At 39.5% G+C, this 18,287-nt stretch carries 17 protein-coding genes; 10 read left to right on the top strand and 7 right to left on the bottom strand.

Going from position 1 to position 18,287, the window contains the following annotated elements; all coding sequences use genetic code 11:
• Positions 1–53: 53 nt before the first annotated feature.
• Positions 54–1,082: a phosphoserine phosphatase SerB gene (gene serB, locus J8L71_RS02545; protein ID WP_210999128.1), complete on the top strand. Its 1,029-nt coding sequence runs from the start codon at positions 54–56 to the stop codon at positions 1,080–1,082.
• Between the two features lie 17 nt (positions 1,083–1,099).
• Here the strand turns inward: serB and J8L71_RS02550 are convergent, their stop codons facing one another.
• Entirely contained in the window at positions 1,100–3,577 is a 2,478-nt protein-coding gene (locus tag J8L71_RS02550) for a PilZ domain-containing protein (RefSeq protein ID WP_210999129.1), read from the bottom strand.
• Positions 3,578–3,936: 359 nt separating this feature from the next.
• Between J8L71_RS02550 and radA the strand changes: the two genes are divergently transcribed.
• On the top strand, positions 3,937–5,322 hold the full coding sequence (radA, locus tag J8L71_RS02555; protein ID WP_210999130.1) for a DNA repair protein RadA: 1,386 nt from the start codon (positions 3,937–3,939) through the stop codon (positions 5,320–5,322).
• 75 nt (positions 5,323–5,397) lie between these two features.
• On the top strand, positions 5,398–6,330 hold the full coding sequence (locus J8L71_RS02560) for a hypothetical protein (protein ID WP_210999131.1): 933 nt from the start codon (positions 5,398–5,400) through the stop codon (positions 6,328–6,330).
• An 89-nt stretch (positions 6,331–6,419) separates the two neighbouring features.
• On the opposite strand, the gene serA is transcribed toward J8L71_RS02560, so the two are convergent.
• The 5 genes from serA to metK form a co-directional block, all read right to left on the bottom strand.
• Complete coding sequence (gene serA / locus J8L71_RS02565) at positions 6,420–7,649, bottom strand: phosphoglycerate dehydrogenase (protein WP_210999132.1); 1,230 nt, start codon at positions 7,647–7,649, stop codon at positions 6,420–6,422.
• A gap of 9 nt (positions 7,650–7,658) precedes the next feature.
• The gene (rpiA, locus tag J8L71_RS02570; RefSeq protein ID WP_210999133.1) at positions 7,659–8,312 is read right to left on the bottom strand and encodes a ribose-5-phosphate isomerase RpiA; all 654 of its coding nucleotides are present in this window, start codon (positions 8,310–8,312) and stop codon (positions 7,659–7,661) included.
• Positions 8,313–8,349: 37 nt separating this feature from the next.
• Entirely contained in the window at positions 8,350–8,946 is a 597-nt protein-coding gene (locus tag J8L71_RS02575; protein ID WP_210999134.1) for a 5-formyltetrahydrofolate cyclo-ligase, read from the bottom strand.
• An 18-nt stretch (positions 8,947–8,964) separates the two neighbouring features.
• Complete coding sequence (locus J8L71_RS02580; protein ID WP_210999135.1) at positions 8,965–9,507, bottom strand: hypothetical protein; 543 nt, start codon at positions 9,505–9,507, stop codon at positions 8,965–8,967.
• A 172-nt stretch (positions 9,508–9,679) separates the two neighbouring features.
• Complete coding sequence (gene metK / locus J8L71_RS02585) at positions 9,680–10,831, bottom strand: methionine adenosyltransferase (RefSeq protein ID WP_210999136.1); 1,152 nt, start codon at positions 10,829–10,831, stop codon at positions 9,680–9,682.
• A 305-nt stretch (positions 10,832–11,136) separates the two neighbouring features.
• Between metK and tkt the strand changes: the two genes are divergently transcribed.
• The 6 genes from tkt to J8L71_RS02615 all read left to right on the top strand — a co-directional run bounded on the left by tkt (position 11,137) and on the right by J8L71_RS02615 (position 16,414).
• Positions 11,137–13,128, top strand: coding sequence for a transketolase (gene tkt / locus J8L71_RS02590; protein ID WP_210999137.1), 1,992 nt, complete (start codon positions 11,137–11,139; stop codon positions 13,126–13,128).
• A gap of 295 nt (positions 13,129–13,423) precedes the next feature.
• A complete protein-coding gene (locus J8L71_RS02595; protein WP_210999138.1) occupies positions 13,424–13,738 on the top strand; it encodes a pyrimidine/purine nucleoside phosphorylase in 315 nt (104 codons plus the stop codon).
• 177 nt (positions 13,739–13,915) lie between these two features.
• Positions 13,916–14,272 carry a ribosome-associated translation inhibitor RaiA gene (gene raiA, locus J8L71_RS02600; RefSeq protein ID WP_058547202.1) on the top strand — a complete coding sequence of 119 codons (357 nt, stop codon included), beginning with the start codon at positions 13,916–13,918 and terminating at the stop codon, positions 14,270–14,272.
• 202 nt (positions 14,273–14,474) lie between these two features.
• Positions 14,475–15,650 (top strand): divalent metal cation transporter, encoded by a 1,176-nt coding sequence (locus J8L71_RS02605; RefSeq protein WP_210999348.1) that lies wholly within the window; start codon positions 14,475–14,477, stop codon positions 15,648–15,650.
• A 79-nt stretch (positions 15,651–15,729) separates the two neighbouring features.
• Positions 15,730–15,936 (top strand): hypothetical protein, encoded by a 207-nt coding sequence (locus tag J8L71_RS02610; RefSeq protein WP_126007979.1) that lies wholly within the window; start codon positions 15,730–15,732, stop codon positions 15,934–15,936.
• A 22-nt stretch (positions 15,937–15,958) separates the two neighbouring features.
• On the top strand, positions 15,959–16,414 hold the full coding sequence (locus J8L71_RS02615) for a GNAT family N-acetyltransferase (RefSeq protein ID WP_210999139.1): 456 nt from the start codon (positions 15,959–15,961) through the stop codon (positions 16,412–16,414).
• Positions 16,415–16,524: 110 nt separating this feature from the next.
• On the opposite strand, the gene J8L71_RS02620 is transcribed toward J8L71_RS02615, so the two are convergent.
• Entirely contained in the window at positions 16,525–17,427 is a 903-nt protein-coding gene (locus J8L71_RS02620; protein ID WP_033028939.1) for a LysR family transcriptional regulator, read from the bottom strand.
• Positions 17,428–17,529: 102 nt separating this feature from the next.
• On the opposite strand from J8L71_RS02620, the gene J8L71_RS02625 reads away from it, so the two are divergent.
• The gene (locus J8L71_RS02625) at positions 17,530–18,282 is read left to right on the top strand and encodes a CPBP family intramembrane glutamic endopeptidase (RefSeq protein WP_210999140.1); all 753 of its coding nucleotides are present in this window, start codon (positions 17,530–17,532) and stop codon (positions 18,280–18,282) included.
• Positions 18,283–18,287: the final 5 nt, after the last annotated feature.

Raw genomic sequence — 18,287 nt, forward strand, 5'->3', positions numbered from 1 at the left:
GTTAACCTTTGATATGCCAAAATCAGGAAAATAAAAATAAACACGGAGAACCCATGTCGCAAACGAGCATGGCACAGCCAGTTGCTGAGCAATCATTACAACACTTAACTTTAAATAAGTGGTTTACTTACAGTGGTGGCAATTTTATACCGGTTAATGATATTCCAGATAAAAAATTAGGGTTATTTAGCATTGCATTTGCGGGAGATTTTGAGCAAAAGCATGTTATACAGATTATTGAATTTTTGGATAAATATAATCAAACAGTCACAGCTGTATGTCAGTATCAACCAGATTTAGGTTTAGCGCCTGCATTGTGTTTTTATGCACAAAATGCAGAGCAAGCAATAAACCCGTTAGCGCTGCAAGAATTTTCAAGCTCCCTTGATTGCCAACTAGTGCAAGTAGCCACACCTCCTAACTTGTACGAGCCAGGCTTACTTGTTATGGATATGGACTCAACGGCCATTACTATTGAATGTATTGATGAAATAGCACGTTTAGCCAATGTATACGATGAGGTCGCCTCAGTGACAGCGCTTGCGATGGCTGGCAAACTTGATTTTAGCGAAAGTTTAAATCAGCGTGTAGCTAAGCTCACAGGCATACAAAAAAGCTTAATAGATGATCTGAAAAGTGTGCTTCCTTTAATGCCAGGTATTAAAGCGTTGTGCCAAATTTTAAAGCAGCACCAGTGGTATTTAGCCATAGCGTCGGGCGGTTTTGTGCCTTTTGCAGAGCGCGTTCAAGAGCTAATTAATTTAGATGAAGTGCATGCTAATGTGCTGGAATTTGAAGACGATAAGTTAACAGGTAAAGTACTTGGAACTATTGTGGATGCGCAGCAAAAAGCAGTGGTACTCGAGTCTCTTCAGCAAAAGCTAGGCCTTAAAAAAGCACAAACGGTAGCAATTGGTGATGGTGCAAACGATTTAGTTATGATGGCTCAAGCTGGGCTTGGTGTTGCCATACATGGCAAGCCTAAAGTGGTTGAGCAGGCTCAAGCTGCTATATGCCAAGGTTCGTTATTGCAGTTATTGTATATGCTCGCTATTCCGCTAAATGAAAAGCCAAGCGCATAAGTAAAAGGTTAAACCGCTTAGCGTAAGCGGTTTAACCAAATTAATTTACGACGATTCATTTGTTCTACTTGCTCTTTTTTAAGCTCAAGGTGACTTAAAGCTTCTTCGGTTATATCAACCATGTCGCCTACACCCGCAACAGCCCATAAAGCTTCTTCTAAATCTTTTGCTTTGTGCATGGCATATTGGGTTACGTATTTTAGCTCGTTGGATAAGTAGTCGGTATCAGGGCGTCCTGTACGCGAAATATAAAGTCGCATTACAAATATAAGCTCCGACTTAATGCCTTTGCTTATTTGCTTGTTAAAGCTAGTGTAATCTTCACCTAATACACATTGGCTTACAATAGCATCTTCAATAGTGCTTTTACGTGGGTCAAAGTTAATAGCAAGTGTAAAAGCAAGAGGTGGGTCTTGCCGGCTACGATCTTTAATATTGGGGGTAATCACATCAACTATCTGTTCTTGCGTTAAAACACTCGATAAATCGGTTTTATTATTCAATAAACCAAAATTTTGCAAAATCACATGCATTGGACTTGCATATAAGCCAAAGCCAATAGCACCTGTTTTAAAATGTGCAGCCTCTTTGTGTAAGTATAGTGGGAATTGGCATACACTTTTAGTGACCATATTTCTAAGGGCTGTAGAGAGACCTTCTACTTTTGGTGCTTCCTCAGATACTTTTAGTTTATCTTTGTTCCCTTCTATTAACTGAGTAAAAAAAGTAACGCCAGCATGAGGCAAATCAGCTACTCGGTTAGCTTTTAAATTAATAGTGGTGAATGACTTGCTAATTGCCATTACCTCATATTTTAATTCACTGAGTTTATGCTTTTTCGTTATTTTTTGCAGCTCAGGGAAGTCTAAAAGTACAATGTCACCTTTTTTAAATGTAACGGGGTGTTCACACTCAAGCTGTAAGCCCATTATCGAAAAATCCCTTGTATATCCATTATATACAGTTCCATTTACAGTAATGCTGACTGGTGTTTTATATAAGTAGCGTTTATGCGAGCGTAAGTTAACGTACTCAAGTGGCACAATATCTAAATAAGGTGGAGATTCGTGTTTGGCATGGCCAAAGAGCTTAAGCTGATTAACGAGTGTTTTGTCATAAGATAGTTGCTTGTAATCTTCTTGCTCAGCTTTGTTACCTATATTTGTAAGTACAACCACATATTTTACGTCTTTAATAAGCCCTTTTACGCGTGGAGAAGGCGGCTTATTCAGTTTTTCAATATTAGAGCCTACACTATTTGGTAGTGAAAGCGGAATAAAAGAGTCATCAGGGTGACTCGGCATTATTTGTATTTTAAAACTTTGCCAGCTCTCTTTTTGACTACCAAAGCCTAAAAATAAATCTTTTAATTTAGGGTTATTATTTAACTCAGTTCTTGTTGCAGAGTAATAGTAAATCTTACCCGATGATACATGTGTAAACGTGTACAGGTAATCTTCTTTAACCGCCGTTATTTGTGCTAAAAGCTGCGTAACTCGTTGATGGTTAAGTACGTTGTACAAACATGGCACTTTTCTTTCGTCGGTGAAGTAACGCTGAATAAAAATATTGTTTTCGGTGGTTAAGCTTAAACTCGGATAAAGTGCCTCGTCTTTTTTGCTCAAGAACACGTATAAAGACGTAACACGAGGAATATAATATTGCTCGTAGCCTTTGGAAACAACGGCATCAAGGGTGTTATCTAAATTTACTTTGTAGCGACGTTTATTGCCGTTTATAAAGCTGTTTAAAAAATTATCAAAGGCTTCGTTTTTTTCAATGTAGGTACGTTTTAAACGGATATGATTATATTCACGAGAGATGTTTTCAATGGCAACAACTTCATATTGAATTCCGTTTTTTAAGCCTAGCTCAAAATCTTGCTCAAGCCCGACTAAGCGCATGGCTATTAGCTCGCCTTTTTTTATTGAGTAACGAGTGCCTAACTTTATTTTACAGCCACTTAAAGATATATCGGAGGTGGTAGCTGCAATATTTTTATTATCTTTATACTCAATAGTTACCTTGATTGAGTAGTTCATTCGCTCTTCGCGACGGCTTTCGTAAGAAGCAAACTTAATTACCTCCGTACTTAATTTATTTTCAAACTCTTGAAGTTCTGATTGCTCAGCGGCTTGCTTTTGTAATACGCGGTGGTTATTTTCGGTATTCATAACCGCTTCGTAAACAGCTAATGTGTATCCGCCATGTTGTTCTAGCGCTTTTTCAAAGACCTCAACGGCAGTGGTATCCATAAAGTGCTGCTTGCCATTGTGCTCATAAGGTTTTACTTGTCCGGTCACTAAACCGCGTAGATCAATAAAGCGAGCCACAGGCTGAGATAAGCGCGACATTTCCATTTTCATCAAAAACTGCTCTGGTTTAGTTAAGCTTGCCGTTTTTGATTTGAAAATTAGGTCGAATTTTGCATTACCTAAATATGTTTTTAGCTCGTTTACGAGGTCTTCGTACTTGAGCAGTATGTCTTCAGCCATTTATAAATCATCACCGTCTAATTGAAAAGTAGATATACCGTAAAGTCCATTTATTTGCTAATTCAATAAACGCAACATCGCTCAGTGCTATTAATATAGGAACGGCTATTCGTATAAGTACAGTCTAACTCTTGTTATTATGTGTTAAATGCCAATTTGTTGGCAAGTTACTTTAAGTTATCAAAAGCAAAAAGTATGCCCTAATCTAAAGTAAGTATAAAAACAACGCAAGCTTGTAACCACTGTAGGGTCAAGCTGTTGTATTTTGGCTTTTTTATATTTGTAAGAGCACTAAAATAGTAAAATGCTATAGCGAATAGCACATATTTTAAAATTAAAAATAGTAGGTAAGGTTATAAATGGCTAAAGCGGCAAAAGTAGAATTTGTTTGTACCGAATGTGGCATGAACTATCAACGTTGGCAAGGGCAGTGTCGCTGCGGCGCATGGAACACATTAGCTGAGTTTAAACCCTCAGCAGGGCAAAGCAAAAAGGCTGCTGCACGAGCAACAGTAGGAGGTTATGCAGGTGGTATTGGCGGCGGATCTAAAAAAATTGATGATGTTGCCACCACTGAGGCCGAAAAACAGCTTACAGAAATTGGCGAGCTGGACCGTGTATTAAGCGGCGGTGTAACCACAGGCTCGGTAAATATTATTTCCGGCGATCCGGGGGCGGGTAAAACAACGCTTTTATCTGACTTAGTTGCCAGAATGTCACAGCGTATGCCGTCACTTTATTGTACGGCTGAGGAGTCACTGTCGCAGTTTAAAAACCGTGTAAACAGACTAAAGCTTAATTACAACCCGGATGAACTTTACTTACTCTCCGAAACCAGCGTAGAAACCATTATCGAAGAACTTGATAAAAATAAAATTAAGTTTGCAGTAATCGACTCTATACAAGCCGTAGTTACCGACACTGCCAATGGCAGCCCAGGTTCGCCTTCTCAAGTAAAAAGTGCTGCGCAAGCGCTTACTCAGTACTGTAAGCAAAATGATGTAACCATGTTTATTATTGCCCATGTAAACAAAAACAACGAAATAGCAGGGCCGCAAACATTAGTACACATAGTGGATGCCTTGCTGCATATTGATACTAATGATGGACAGGTACGTACTCTTAGAGCTAACAAAAACCGTTTTGGTGACATTGATACTGTAGGTATTTTTAAAATGTGCGAACGCGGAATGTTAAGCGTAGATAACCCAAGCGAAATTTTCTTATCCGGTTCAAGCACAGAATCACCAGGCTCTACGATTACCTGTATTCGCAAAGGTAATCGTAATCTATTGCTCGAAATACAATGTTTAACCACCGAAACCGAAGCAGAGTTTCCGCAGCGTGTGTGCGTGGGTTTGAACATGAACCGAATAAAAATGCTCACTGGTATTTTACGTAAGCATACTAAAACTAAAATATTCCACGATACGTTTTTTAATATTGTGGGCGGTTTACGAATCGATGAAACCGAAACCTGTATTGATTTAGCGTTAGTTACTGCGCTTTTAAGCAGCTTAAACGAGTTTGTAGTACCGCGTACAACCTGCATTATGGGCGAGCTCAGCCTAAACGGAGACGTACGCCCAATCGACAGCGGCGTGCCTCGCGTTAAAGAAGCGGCGCAGCATGGTTTTACAGAAATATTTATTCCGTTTCGTAATTACCATAAGTCTATGGAAGGACTAGGCGCCAAAATTACACCAGTAAAAACAGTACATGAGTTACTTAGTTTGATTAATTAACAGTTACAGGCACTGCATTGCAATGTTACTCTTGGGCTAAGACAGTCTATATAAAGAATTAAATAAGGAAATAACATGAAAAAACTAGTTATAGCTATAGCCATTGTTGCAGCTGGCGTAGGCGGTGTTAGCTACGCAAATTATGTAGCAACTCAAGAAGTACGCACTGAAGTAGATAAGCAACTTGCGCTAGTGAGCGAACAAACCGGCGCAACATTTAAATATGCGGGTTTATCAGCAAGTGTTATTTCTAAAAGTGTTGAAATTACTAACATGGAAGTAATGAGTCCTGAAGGTGATAAAGTCGCCAATATTCAGAGTATTGAAGTAAGTGGCTACGAAACCGATAAAATATCGCCGCATACATCGTTTGAGGTTAAAAGCTTTCAGTTTGATAAAGATTTTGTAGCGATGCTACCGGCTGATACAAATGAGATGCTTGCCTCTGCAAGTTACGACTTAAGCTCATCGCTTGATTACGATGAGCAGTCTGGCGACAGTGACGTAGCCTTAAGGCTTAATGCGAAAGATATTGCTAGTTTTAATATGGATGTAGGCCTTGCCAATTCCAAAGCGCTAATGGACGCGTCTCTTGCTATAAGCAAAGCGCAACAAGAAGCTGGCAATACGCCGCTTACGTACGAGCAAGAGTTACAACAGCAAACCTTAATTATGCAAGCCATGAGTAAGCTTGAGCCGCGTAATATTAACTTAGTACTTAATAATCAAGGTCAATTAAAAGAGCTGTTTGCCAGTGAGCTTGAAAAACAAGGTATGACACTTGAGCAAATGCAAATGATGCTACAGCAGCAGTTAGAGCAAGCTCCCGTGACTGAAGAAATAGCACAGTCACTAACTGATTTTGCTAAAGGTTTAAACTCATTGAGTGTATCGGCAAAATTGCCTGAAGGTAAAACCATGATGGAAATTAACCAACAAATAATGATGTTAGCTGGTCAACCTGAAGAATTAGTCAAGCTTGTTAATTTAGAAGTTAAAGGCGAATAATAGCAATAATCTACATATCATCAGCTGAATGTAAAAAGCCGTATTTGATTAATCAAATACGGCTTTTATTATTTTGACTAATAGCTATTTTAGTGAAGAATACGCGCTCTAATTGTACCTTCTACTGCGCTTAGCTCTTTAAGTGCAACTTCTGACTGATCGGTATCTACGTCAATAACTACATAACCAATTGATTCATCAGTTTGTAAGTACTGAGCAGCAATGTTAATACCGTGCTGGGCAAACGCTTGGTTAATTTGCGTTAACACACCTGGGCGGTTGTGGTGCACGTGTAATAAACGGCTACGATTAGCAAGCTCTGGCAGCGAAACCTCAGGGAAATTAACAGCCGTAATAGTTGAGCCATTATCTGAGTATTTAGCTAATTTACCGGCTACTTCAATACCAATGTTTTCTTGCGCTTCTTGGGTTGAACCACCAATGTGCGGCGTTAAAATAACGTTGTCGAATTCACGCAGTGGCGATACAAATTCTTCTTCGTTAGATTTTGGCTCAACCGGGAAAACATCAATAGCTGCGCCGCTGAGTTTTTTCTCGCTAAGTGCTTCTGCTAGTGCATCAATATCTACTACAGTACCGCGTGAAGCATTGATCAAAATAGAGCCTTGCTTCATTACAGCCAGTTCTGCTGTGCCAATTAGGTTTTTAGTTTGCGGTGTTTCTGGAACGTGTAAGCTAATAATATCAGCACGTTGTAAAAGCTGCGTTAGGTTATGTACTTGCGTAGCGTTACCTAAAGACAGTTTGTCTTCGATATCGTAATACTCGACGTTCATACCTATGTTTTCAGCCATAATACCTAGTTGCGTACCAATATGGCCGTAACCGATAATACCTAAAGTTTTACCTCGGGCTTCAAATGAGCCTGTTGCTGTTTTTAACCAGCCGCCACGGTGCGCTGCTGCATTACGCTGTGGAATACCGCGTAATAATAATAGTATTTCGCCAAGTACAAGCTCTGCTACAGAGCGAGTGTTTGAAAACGGTGCATTGAATACCGCAATACCACGCTCACGTGCTGCGCTTAAATCTACTTGGTTTGTACCAATACAAAAACACCCAATGGCTACTAGCTTTTCAGCTGAGTCTAAAACAGCTTGGTTAATATGAGTACGAGAACGAAGTCCTACAAAGTGCACATCTTTAATACGCTCTTTAAGCTCGTCCTCAGGTAAGGATGTTTTTACGTAGTCGATGTTACTGTAACCATTACGTTTAAGCGTTTCTACTGCGCTTTGGTGAACACCTTCAAGCAAGAGAATTTTAATTTTGTCTTTTGCTAACGATACCTTACTCATAACCTCATCCTATTTAATTTGTGGCCCATTTTTAGTGCCGATAATTACTTTATCAGCACCGCGCATTGCAAAAAGGCCGTTGGTAACTACGCCAACAATTGAATTAATTTGTGTTTCAAGTTGTCTGGCATTACTAATACTTAAATTGTGTACATCTAAAATAACGTTACCGTTATCTGTTACTACGCCTTGGCGGTAAACAGGGTCACCACCAAGCTTTAATAATTCACGTGCAACGTAGCTGCGTGCCATTGGGATAACCTCTACCGGAAGCGGGAAGTCGCCCAATGTATCTACCAGTTTTGTGTCATCAACAATACACACAAACTGTTTTGCTACCGCTGCTACTATTTTTTCGCGGGTAAGTGCTGCGCCTCCGCCCTTGATCATTTCATTTTGGGCGTTGATTTCATCTGCGCCATCTACGTATACATCAAGTACATCAATGTTGTTTAGCTCAAACACTTCAATACCTAGCGCTTGTAGGCGCGCTGTTGAAGCTTCAGAGCTTGATACCGCACCTGTTATGGTGTCTTTTACTGTGCCAAGGGCATCAATAAAATGATTTACGGTAGAGCCTGTACCAACACCAACAATAGTGTTTTCTTTAACAAACTCGAGTGCAGCCCATGCTGCTGCTTTTTTTAATTCGTCTTGCGTCATTGTCATGCTCATATATCAAATGTGTAGTGAGTGCTTATTACCATTGATAAATTTTATCAGGAGTAATAATAGTTTTAAGTGGAACATCCCACGATTCAATAGGCAGTGCATCTACTTTTTGACAGCTATGCGCTAAGCCAATAAGTTGCGGTTTTTGCCAATTGCCTTGGTGAAGTTGTGCCAGTGTTTTATCGTAAAACCCACCTCCCATTCCTAATCGGTTACCTTGGTTATCAAATGCAACTAATGGCATAAGTAAGTAATCTAGATCAGTTAATGGGCATATTTGAGAGCAGTTCAGCTTAGGCTCCAAGATACCATAGCGATTTGCCTTCATGGGTGAGTTTTTTTCATAGCGCTGAAATAGTAATGTAGTGCCATTAAATGGGTGAATTACAGGGAGGTAAAGCGTGTGGTTTTGTTTCCATAATTCATTTATTAACAATGAGGTATCTAATTCACCATCATTACTAAAATAAATGGCAATATGCTTGTTTTTAGATGTTTTTTTGCTTTTTAGGTGTTGAGTAAAATTCACTTTTAGTGATTGAGCGGCTATTAATTGTTTGTTTTTTGACAAGTTATTACGTATTTTACGTATTTTAGTTCTTATTTGTGCTCGTTTACTGCTCATTTAATTATTTAACCGCACCTAAAAAGAAAATAAATTTGGAAAACCTAAATAAACAGCAAGCACAACGAGCAAAACAACGACGGTCGCAATTAATACATATAAAAGCCAATTACTACGCTTCGCTGGTGTTGTTATAAGCTCTTCATCAAGCACTAGGTCGTCATCTTGCCATTCATCTGTAATTTCATCAGGTGCTTTTAATTGAGCTTCAGGAAGACGTTGCTCTAGCTCTTCAAGTTTTTCTTCTAAGCGGATTAAACTGCTCGTAATATAATCTAGTGCATCAAAAATTCTTTCATCGCGCTGACTGCTTGGCATTTGTTGAGAGGGCGTTGGTGATGTACTTGCTTGTAATTTACTTTTAATACCGAGGCTTGCTAAAAGCTTGGCTTGTTTTAGCGCTTTGTCTTTATTATTTGGCGCAAACAATGGCTTACCCTTTAAAAAAAGAGCCACCTTTTCTTCTGACGTTTTTAATTTAGTTGCTAAATTTACGCACACTGTTTTGCTATCAACACCTTGTGCAAGTTCTACAAATATAACGCGAAAGTTTTCGGCCATTAAACTATCCCTAAAGCTTTTATAATAAGGTGAGTATATACCTAAAGTGCAAAAGAGTTCGAGATTGATTTTATTGTTAATTAATAAACTTTCATAAGTTCATTAATTATTAAACGTTAGATATAAAAACGGCCCTAAAAAGGGCCGTTTATATTTTTTGTACTATGTTGGCTTAAAGGCCAGCAGCTGCGCGAAGTGCGTCTGCTTTATCTGTACGTTCCCAAGGGAAATCGTCACGACCAAAGTGGCCGTAAGCCGCTGTAGGAAGGTAGATAGGGCGCTCTAAATCAAGCATTTGAATTAAGCCGTAAGGGCGTAGGTCAAAGTGTTCACGAATAAGCTCGATTAAACGGCTTTCTTCTAACTTACTTGTACCAAACGTTTCAACGCTGATAGAAGTAGGCTCTGCAACACCGATTGCGTAAGACACTTGTAATTCACACTTATCAGCAAGGCCAGCAGCCACTACGTTTTTAGCAACGTAACGTGCAGCGTATGCAGCTGAACGGTCAACTTTTGATGGATCTTTACCAGAGAAAGCACCACCACCGTGACGCGCCATACCACCGTATGTATCAACGATGATTTTACGACCTGTTAAACCACAATCACCCATAGGTCCGCCAATTACAAAACGACCCGTTGGGTTAATGAAAAATTTAGTTGCGCTTGTAACAAGCTCTGCAGGAAGCACTGGCTTGATGATAGTTTCCATCACCGCTTCTACTAAATCTTTTTGTGAAATGTCTTCGCTGTGCTGAGTAGAAAGTACTACAGCATCAATACCTACTGGCTTGCCGTTTTCGTATGCAAAAGTAACTTGAGATTTTGCATCTGGACGTAACCAGTTAAGCTCGCCACTTTTACGAACCTCAGCTTGGCGCTGTACTAAACGGTGTGAGTAAGTAATTGGAGCTGGCATAAGTACTTCTGTTTCGTTACATGCGTAACCAAACATCAAGCCTTGATCGCCTGCGCCTTGTTCTTCTGGGCTAGTACGGTCAACACCTTGGTTAATGTCAGGAGACTGTTTACCAATAGTGTTTAAAATAGCACATGAGTCTGCATCGAAACCCATGTCTGAATGTGTGTAGCCAATTTCACGTACTGTTTTACGTGTAATTTCTTCAATATCAACCCATGCGCTAGTAGTGATTTCACCACCAACCATAACCATACCGGTTTTTACGTAAGTTTCGCACGCAACACGGGCATGAGAGTCTTGCTCTAGGATAGCATCAAGTACCGCATCAGAGATTTGATCGGCGATTTTATCCGGATGACCTTCAGAAACAGATTCAGAAGTAAATAAATGTTTTGCCATTGTATTTCTGCTCACAAATATTGCGCTTCACAAACGTCGGTATTAGCGCTAAAAAATTAAGGGGCGTATTTTATCTAAAACGAAACTGCTTGCATAGTGTTTTTACGCCTAGACGTCTAAATAAAATGAGTAATAACTTTTCGGTCTTAAAAAATATTCATAATGCCCCATATTTATGGGGTTTTTAATTGCACAGTGCACCCACAATAAGTAAGAATGGATGCCATAAAAGCTCTTTAGTAATATAAGAGCATTAACGAAAACATAAATACCCGCGCAAATACACATATAAGGTAGGAGAATTCATGCCATCTCGCAAAGAACTTGCAAATGCTATTCGCGTCTTGTCAATGGACGCAGTACAAAAGGCCAAATCTGGTCACCCTGGAGCCCCTATGGGCATGGCCGATATCGCTGAAGTATTATGGCGCGATTATCTAAAGCATAATCCAACTAATCCAGAGTGGGCTGACCGTGACAGATTTATTCTTTCAAACGGCCACGGTTCAATGCTTATCTATTCTCTATTGCACCTAACTGGTTACGATTTACCATTGGACGAAATTAAAAACTTCCGTCAAATGCATTCTAAAACGCCAGGTCACCCTGAGTACGGTTATGCACCAGGAATCGAAACTACTACGGGTCCACTAGGTCAAGGGATCACAAATGCCGTAGGTATGGCGATTGCTGAAAAAGCACTTGCTGCACAGTTTAACCGCGAAGGCCACGACATTGTAGATCACAACACCTATGCCTTTTTAGGCGATGGTTGTTTGATGGAAGGTATTTCTCATGAAGCATGTTCACTTGCTGGTACATTAGGCTTAGGCAAGCTTGTTGCATTTTGGGATGACAACGGCATTTCAATCGATGGTGAAGTTGAAGGTTGGTTTAGCGACGATACCCCAGCGCGTTTTAAAGCGTATGGTTGGCATGTGATCAGCGACGTTGATGGCCACAATAGCGATGCTGTTAGTGCTGCAATAGCAGAGGCTAAAAGCGTTACCGACAAACCATCACTAATTTGTTGTAAAACAGTAATTGGTTACGGCTCGCCTAATAAATCAGGTAGCCACGACTGTCACGGTGCGCCACTAGGTGATGACGAAATTAAAGCGTCTCGCGAATTTTTAGGTTGGACTGGCGAAGCATTCGAAATTCCTGCTGATATTTACGCACAGTGGGATAGCAAAGAAAAAGGCCAACAGCAAGAATCTAGCTGGGATGAAAAATTTGCAGCTTACGCAAGCGCATACCCAGAGCTTGCCGCTGAATACAAGCGCCGTATTAACAACGAGCTACCAGATGATTGGGCTGCAAAATCTCAAGAATACATTGAGCAACTACAAGCCAACCCAGCAAACCCTGCATCTCGTAAAGCGTCACAAAATGCACTAAATGCATTTGGTCCGTTATTACCTGAATTCATGGGTGGCTCAGCCGATTTAGCTGGCTCAAACCTAACAATTTGGGATGGTTCTAAAGGGTTAACTGCAGACGATGCAAGCGGTAACTACATTTATTACGGTGTACGTGAATTTGGTATGTCGGCTATTATGAATGGTATTGCGCTTCATAAAGGTTTTATTCCTTACGGTGCAACGTTCTTAATGTTTGTTGAATATGCAAAAAATGCGGTACGTATGGCTGCACTAATGAAGCAACCAAGCATTTTTGTATACACGCACGATTCAATCGGCCTAGGTGAAGACGGTCCAACTCACCAACCGGTAGAGCAAATTGCTAGCATGCGTTTAACGCCAAACTTATACAACTGGCGCCCGTGTGACCAAGTTGAGTCGGCAATTGCATGGCAACAAGCTATTGAGCGTAAAGACGGTCCTACGTCACTTATCTTTACTCGCCAAGGTCTTGAGCAACAAGCACGTGACGCACAACAACTAGCAGATGTTAAAAAGGGTGGTTACATCCTTAGCTGTGACGGCAACCCAGAGCTAATTATTATTGCTACAGGTTCTGAAGTTCAGTTAGCACAAGATTCAGCAGCAGAACTACGCAGCCAAGGCAAAAAGGTACGTGTTGTATCTATGCCATGTACTGATGCCTTTGAAGAGCAAAGTGCAGAGTACAAAGAAAGCGTATTACCGGCCGCTGTTACGCGCCGCGTAGCAGTAGAAGCGGGTATTGCTGATTACTGGTACAAGTACGTAGGCCTAAACGGTGCAGTAGTGGGTATGACGACCTTTGGTGAGTCTGCGCCTGCTGGCGAACTGTTCGAGTTCTTTGGCTTTACAGTAGAAAACATTGTAAATAAAGCAAACGCCTTGTTTTAAGCGTTAGCTTTAATATTTAAAAGCCCGCCTTGTTTTAAACAGGGCGGGCTTTTTTGTTGGAGCAAATATAAAAGCGTTACTTTTAATACAGTAAGCTTAATGCTTACTCAGGAAGCTCACATTCAAACTTTTGCTAAATAAAAAGCCTGCCACGTAAATAGCGCAGCAATTAATATCTAAAAACACCGCTTTAAAACCGTAAGTGAGTAACTTTCAATGCACTTTCCTTGCAAGGCATTTTTCTATCAGGCAAGGTGGTGGCTGATTTTTAAAAATAATATAAACAGGAGTGAGGATGTCTCAGTTTGAAAATGTAAGTGTAATTAAAAAAGCTAACGTATATTTCGATGGAAAAGTATCGAGCCGTACGGTTGTGTTTAGCGATGGCACTACAAAAACATTAGGCTTTATGCAGCCAGGCGAGTTTGTATTCGATACAAGCAAAAAAGAGCTTATGGAGCTTTTAGGTGGCCAGTGGGATATTTTATTGCCAGGTGAGAGTGAATGGAAAACGTTTAACGCGGGTGAATCGTTTAACGTAGATGCTAACGTAAGCTTTAAAGTAAAAGTTGTTGATTTTGCCGACTACTGTTGTTCGTACACAGATTAACCAATATAGCTAGACGTCTGAAAGCCCATGCTTAATGGGCTTTGCATAAACTTTGCACAACCCATGATTTAAATCAGCAAAACGAGTAAATAAACCTCAAATATCTTACCTTTTTCCTTGTGTTAATCTAAATAGCCCCCAATACTATTTATGAGGTAACAAATAAAAGGATACCCTATGAAAATTAATCTTTCTGGTCACCATGTCGACGTTACTGACTCTATTAGAGAGCACATAAACGAAAAGTTTTCAAAAATCGAGAGCCACTTTCCATCACTTATCGCACTCGATATTATTTTGTCTAAAGAACATCATAAAATCCAAGCAGAAATTAGCACTAATTACGAAGGTGCGCGAATATCAGTAAAAGGGGAAAACGAAGTTATGTACCCAGCTATTGCAAGCGCAGCTAAAAAACTCGATGCGGCACTAAAACATCGAAAAGGGCAAATAAAAGCAAACCTACATGAAAAGCCTGTAAGTACAACACCTGAAATTGCACACGAGATCATTCAAGAGATGGAACTAAAATAAGCATTAGTCCCAAAGTACTATAAAAAAGAGCCTTACGGCTCTTTTTTATTGCCTGTAATTTAGGTAAGTTATGCGTTCTTGCAGTTTATTAATTGTAAAAGTTAATAAAAAGAACACACAACACACATATTTTGAGAAATTAATGCACACAACAAAAGCAGTTTGGAAGTCTCGTTTAGGTGCCCTAGGCCCTGGCATTTTAATGGCTACAGCCGCCATTGGCGGATCTCACTTAGTCGCGTCAACTCAAGCTGGCGCATTATTTGGTTGGCAACTGTTTTGGCTAATACTGGTTGTTAATGTATTAAAGTATCCGTTTTTTCGGTTTGGGATGGAATATACCTTAGCCACTAAAAACAGTTTAGTAGAAGGCTATAAAAATAAAGGCCCAGTTTATTTTTATAGTTTTATAGGCCTAAACATACTCGCTGCTGTTGTTAATACCGCAGGCGTATTATTACTTACCGCCAGCTTACTGCATTACGCACTGCCTGTAGTGATAGAGGTAACCCTGCTATGTTGGATATTGCTCGGTGTGTGCTTAGCCATATTATTGTTAGGGCACTTCAAAGCGCTCGACAGCGTGGCCAAAGGCATAATGGGGTTATTAACGCTGGCTACTGTTATTGCGCTCGTTATCGCATTTAGTAACGGCCCAATGGCGCCTGCTGACTATGTGGGCCCATCACCATATGAGCTTGCTATGCTTAGCTTTATGGTGGCTTTAATGGGCTGGATGCCAGCACCCATAGAAATATCAGCACTGAGTTCGCTTTGGCTAAAAGAAAAACAAGCGCAGCAAACAGTCACTAAAAGCCAAGGCTTGTTCGACTTTAATGTAGGCTATTGGTTAACAGCGTGCTTAGCCTTAGTATTTTTTAGCTTAGGTGTATTGGTACAATACGGGCAAAACAGCAGCATAGAACTCGGTGGAGTCGCCTTTGCTAAGCAGCTTATTGATATGTATGCATTAACAATAGGCGAGTGGGCAAGGCCGCTTGTATCAGCAATCGCCTTTTTATGTATGTTTGGCACCACACTTACTGTACTTGATGGCTACGCCCGTACGCTTAACGAATCTCATAAGTTACTTGGCTTTAAGCAATCAAAACACAGCCTAAATATTTGGTTAATACTACAAGCACTTGCCGGTATGGCCGTTATTTTATTTTTTAAATCCGCTCTTGGCCCTATGCTTACTTTTGCCATGACGCTTGCTTTTGTAACTACTCCTGTTTTTGCATGGCTTAACTTTAGCCTAGTACGCTCAAACCCCGATATTAAACACAGTGTATTACTGCGTATTTTAAGCTGGTTAGGTTTAATATATTTAATCGGGTTTGCCGTAGCGTTTATAGTATGGAAGCTAGCTGCATAAACCAGTTATATAAATATGATATTTTTAAGTTAGTTAAGCATAGGTGTAGGCATTAATTTGTGTTTATGAGGAAAGTGACATGAAATTTGAAATGTCTATTACAGATAATTTTGCATCCTTTTTTGATGAACAAAAAGAAAGATATATTTTTATTGATAGCTTTGATAATAAAACGTTTGAGGTGCAAGTAGGGGATTTAGATAACCCAAAATCAGTCGGTAGCGTTTTAGCTTCTAATAATGATGAATTGAATGTTAAGTTATTAGCGCTTTACAATAAATATTAATACACTAAAAAATGAGCTATAAATGAAAATTAAAACAGGTGAGCTTTCAAACCCTGAGGTTATAAAACTATTACAAGCGCATCATAACGATATGCTAAAACACTCACCTGTTGAGAGCGTACATGCACTGGATGTAACTAAACTCACTCAGCCCTATATAACCTTTTATAGCTTATGGATTGGAAATAATTTAGCGGGTGTTGGCGCTTTAAAAGCACTAAATACAACGCATGGCGAAATTAAATCAATGCGTACATCAAGCAACTATTTACGCCAAGGCATAGCGGCTAAGTTACTCACGCATATTATTGAGCAAGCGACTTTGCGAGGTTATAAAAAGTTAAGTTTAGAGACCGGCACGGCAAAGGCATTTTTGCCTGCACAAAAGCTTTATACTCAGTTTGGTTTTAAAGAATGCGAACCCTTTGGTGATTATGAGTTAGATCCGTACAGCTTGTTTATGAGTAAAGGGCTTTAGCTTAAATGTAGAGTTATATTAGTTCCACTTGGCTGGCTCACCTGAAAGCTAAGTTATTTATTTAATTTTTCTATTTAATCAACTGGTAAATTGTTCAACCTGTTTTTAGGTTACCAATAATCGCGTTTATCACAAAAGAAGTCTAAAAATGCGCGCACTTTGCTCTGAATAGGATTTGATGGGTGATAATAGGCGTACACTTGAGCGTCTTCCCACCAATGTTTTTTTAGTATTGGGACTAGGCGACCTTCATTGAGTGATTTTTGAATTTGACTTGAGTCTACTGGGGCGTTAATTAACCCTAAACCAGCTTCCGCCAGTTCGACGATACCGCTTACTGTTTTAACTTGGCAGTGCGGTGTTACATAAATAGGCTCACCATTTTCACTTTGCAACACTAAAACATTACTGGGTTGATTATACAAATAACCTACTACGTTATGATGTTCCAATGCCTTAATATCTGTCGGATCCCCTTGGCGCTGTATGTATTCAGGAGATGCAAAAACGCCATATTTCGAACGCCACAAAGGCTTGCGTTTTAACCCTGGATAGCGCTCTCCCAGATAGGAGCTAACAGCCCAAAAAACATCAAACTCGCTTTCATTAATATTAATAAGGGATTCTTTAACGTCCATTGTTATATTGAGTTCAGGATAAAGTGCTGTAAATTCTGCCATCCAAGGAACTAGGGTTTCTTTTATTATATCGTTCGCTTGGCAAATAACCCGTAGCTCTCCATTAATCATGCTATCACTATTGTGGCTCCACAATACCAACTCTTGATGTTGTTGAAGAAGCTGGGCTGCTTTGTGTTTAAAAGCACTACCAAATTCAGTAAGAATTAGTTTTCGTCTAGATCGAACAAATAAAGCTTGGTTCAGTTGAGTTTCTAAACGAGCAATTTGTTTGCTAATAGCCATAACTGTTTTGGCTTCGGCCTCTGCAACCCTAGACATGTTGCCTATTTCAGCAACCTTACAAAAGGTCGTTAAATCTCTTGGATGAAACATAGTAAACTTTTTGTTTAATTATTATCTGTTTTTAATATATTTATTTAATTAAGTCTAGCAATTAATCTTGCCTCACCAACCAAAATAAGTTCGACAGGAAAGATGATGACATTACATATAGGTGAATGGATTGTATTATTAATGATTATGGCAATGCCAATATACAGTTTCTGGGAATCTGACAAAACAAAGCGAGCGGTCATTGCTGGACATAAAACTAAATTGCGCATGTATCAAGAAACGATGGTTTATTTATGGTTCCCAACAGTTACGCTGCTTGCTTTAGTATTGATGCAAGTAGTCAGAATCAGTGATATTGGCCTTTATTGGCGCTCTAGTATGGCCAATTGGGTTGGCGCTTGTTTGGTAATGTGTTTATTCGTTTACTTGGTGTTGGGAGTCTATAAAGCCAAAAGTAATTCCAAAAATAACGAAGAACTACGCAATACAATGAAAACTCATAGTTGGATGATGCCCGCATCTCGTTGCGAATTAACTTGGTTTACATTTGGCGTGTCTATGTCCGCAGGGATTTGCGAAGAGTTATTGTTTCGTGGTTTTTTACTTTCTGTTTTTAGTGATTATATTGGCTTATTTTCCAGCTTAATATTAAGTAGTTTTTTATTTGGACTTTGTCATATTTACCAAGGTTGGTTAAATGCTATTCGAACCGGTATTTATGGATTAGTTTTTAGTGGTATTTATATCCTTACAGATTCTTTGCTAATCGTTATTATTCTTCACGCCATGATTGATATTTATAGCGGGATTATTGGCTACTTAATAAATCAAAGCTTTATTGATAATGCTAAGTTATATATTACGAAAAGCGATACAAAAGCAACTGCGCCATAATATTA

The organism is Pseudoalteromonas sp. MMG007 (genome assembly GCF_018100985.1).
Classification (GTDB): domain Bacteria; phylum Pseudomonadota; class Gammaproteobacteria; order Enterobacterales; family Alteromonadaceae; genus Pseudoalteromonas.

Coding starts and splice junctions, on each gene's coding strand:
- serB (WP_210999128.1), top strand. CDS start 54: ATGTCGCAAACGAGCATGGCACAGCCAGTTGCTGAGCAATCATTACAA.
- J8L71_RS02550 (WP_210999129.1), bottom strand. CDS start 3,577: ATGGCTGAAGACATACTGCTCAAGTACGAAGACCTCGTAAACGAGCTA.
- radA (WP_210999130.1), top strand. CDS start 3,937: ATGGCTAAAGCGGCAAAAGTAGAATTTGTTTGTACCGAATGTGGCATG.
- J8L71_RS02560 (WP_210999131.1), top strand. CDS start 5,398: ATGAAAAAACTAGTTATAGCTATAGCCATTGTTGCAGCTGGCGTAGGC.
- serA (WP_210999132.1), bottom strand. CDS start 7,649: ATGAGTAAGGTATCGTTAGCAAAAGACAAAATTAAAATTCTCTTGCTT.
- rpiA (WP_210999133.1), bottom strand. CDS start 8,312: ATGACGCAAGACGAATTAAAAAAAGCAGCAGCATGGGCTGCACTCGAG.
- J8L71_RS02575 (WP_210999134.1), bottom strand. CDS start 8,946: ATGAGCAGTAAACGAGCACAAATAAGAACTAAAATACGTAAAATACGT.
- J8L71_RS02580 (WP_210999135.1), bottom strand. CDS start 9,507: ATGGCCGAAAACTTTCGCGTTATATTTGTAGAACTTGCACAAGGTGTT.
- metK (WP_210999136.1), bottom strand. CDS start 10,831: ATGGCAAAACATTTATTTACTTCTGAATCTGTTTCTGAAGGTCATCCG.
- tkt (WP_210999137.1), top strand. CDS start 11,137: ATGCCATCTCGCAAAGAACTTGCAAATGCTATTCGCGTCTTGTCAATG.
- J8L71_RS02595 (WP_210999138.1), top strand. CDS start 13,424: ATGTCTCAGTTTGAAAATGTAAGTGTAATTAAAAAAGCTAACGTATAT.
- raiA (WP_058547202.1), top strand. CDS start 13,916: ATGAAAATTAATCTTTCTGGTCACCATGTCGACGTTACTGACTCTATT.
- J8L71_RS02605 (WP_210999348.1), top strand. CDS start 14,475: ATGGCTACAGCCGCCATTGGCGGATCTCACTTAGTCGCGTCAACTCAA.
- J8L71_RS02610 (WP_126007979.1), top strand. CDS start 15,730: ATGAAATTTGAAATGTCTATTACAGATAATTTTGCATCCTTTTTTGAT.
- J8L71_RS02615 (WP_210999139.1), top strand. CDS start 15,959: ATGAAAATTAAAACAGGTGAGCTTTCAAACCCTGAGGTTATAAAACTA.
- J8L71_RS02620 (WP_033028939.1), bottom strand. CDS start 17,427: ATGTTTCATCCAAGAGATTTAACGACCTTTTGTAAGGTTGCTGAAATA.
- J8L71_RS02625 (WP_210999140.1), top strand. CDS start 17,530: ATGATGACATTACATATAGGTGAATGGATTGTATTATTAATGATTATG.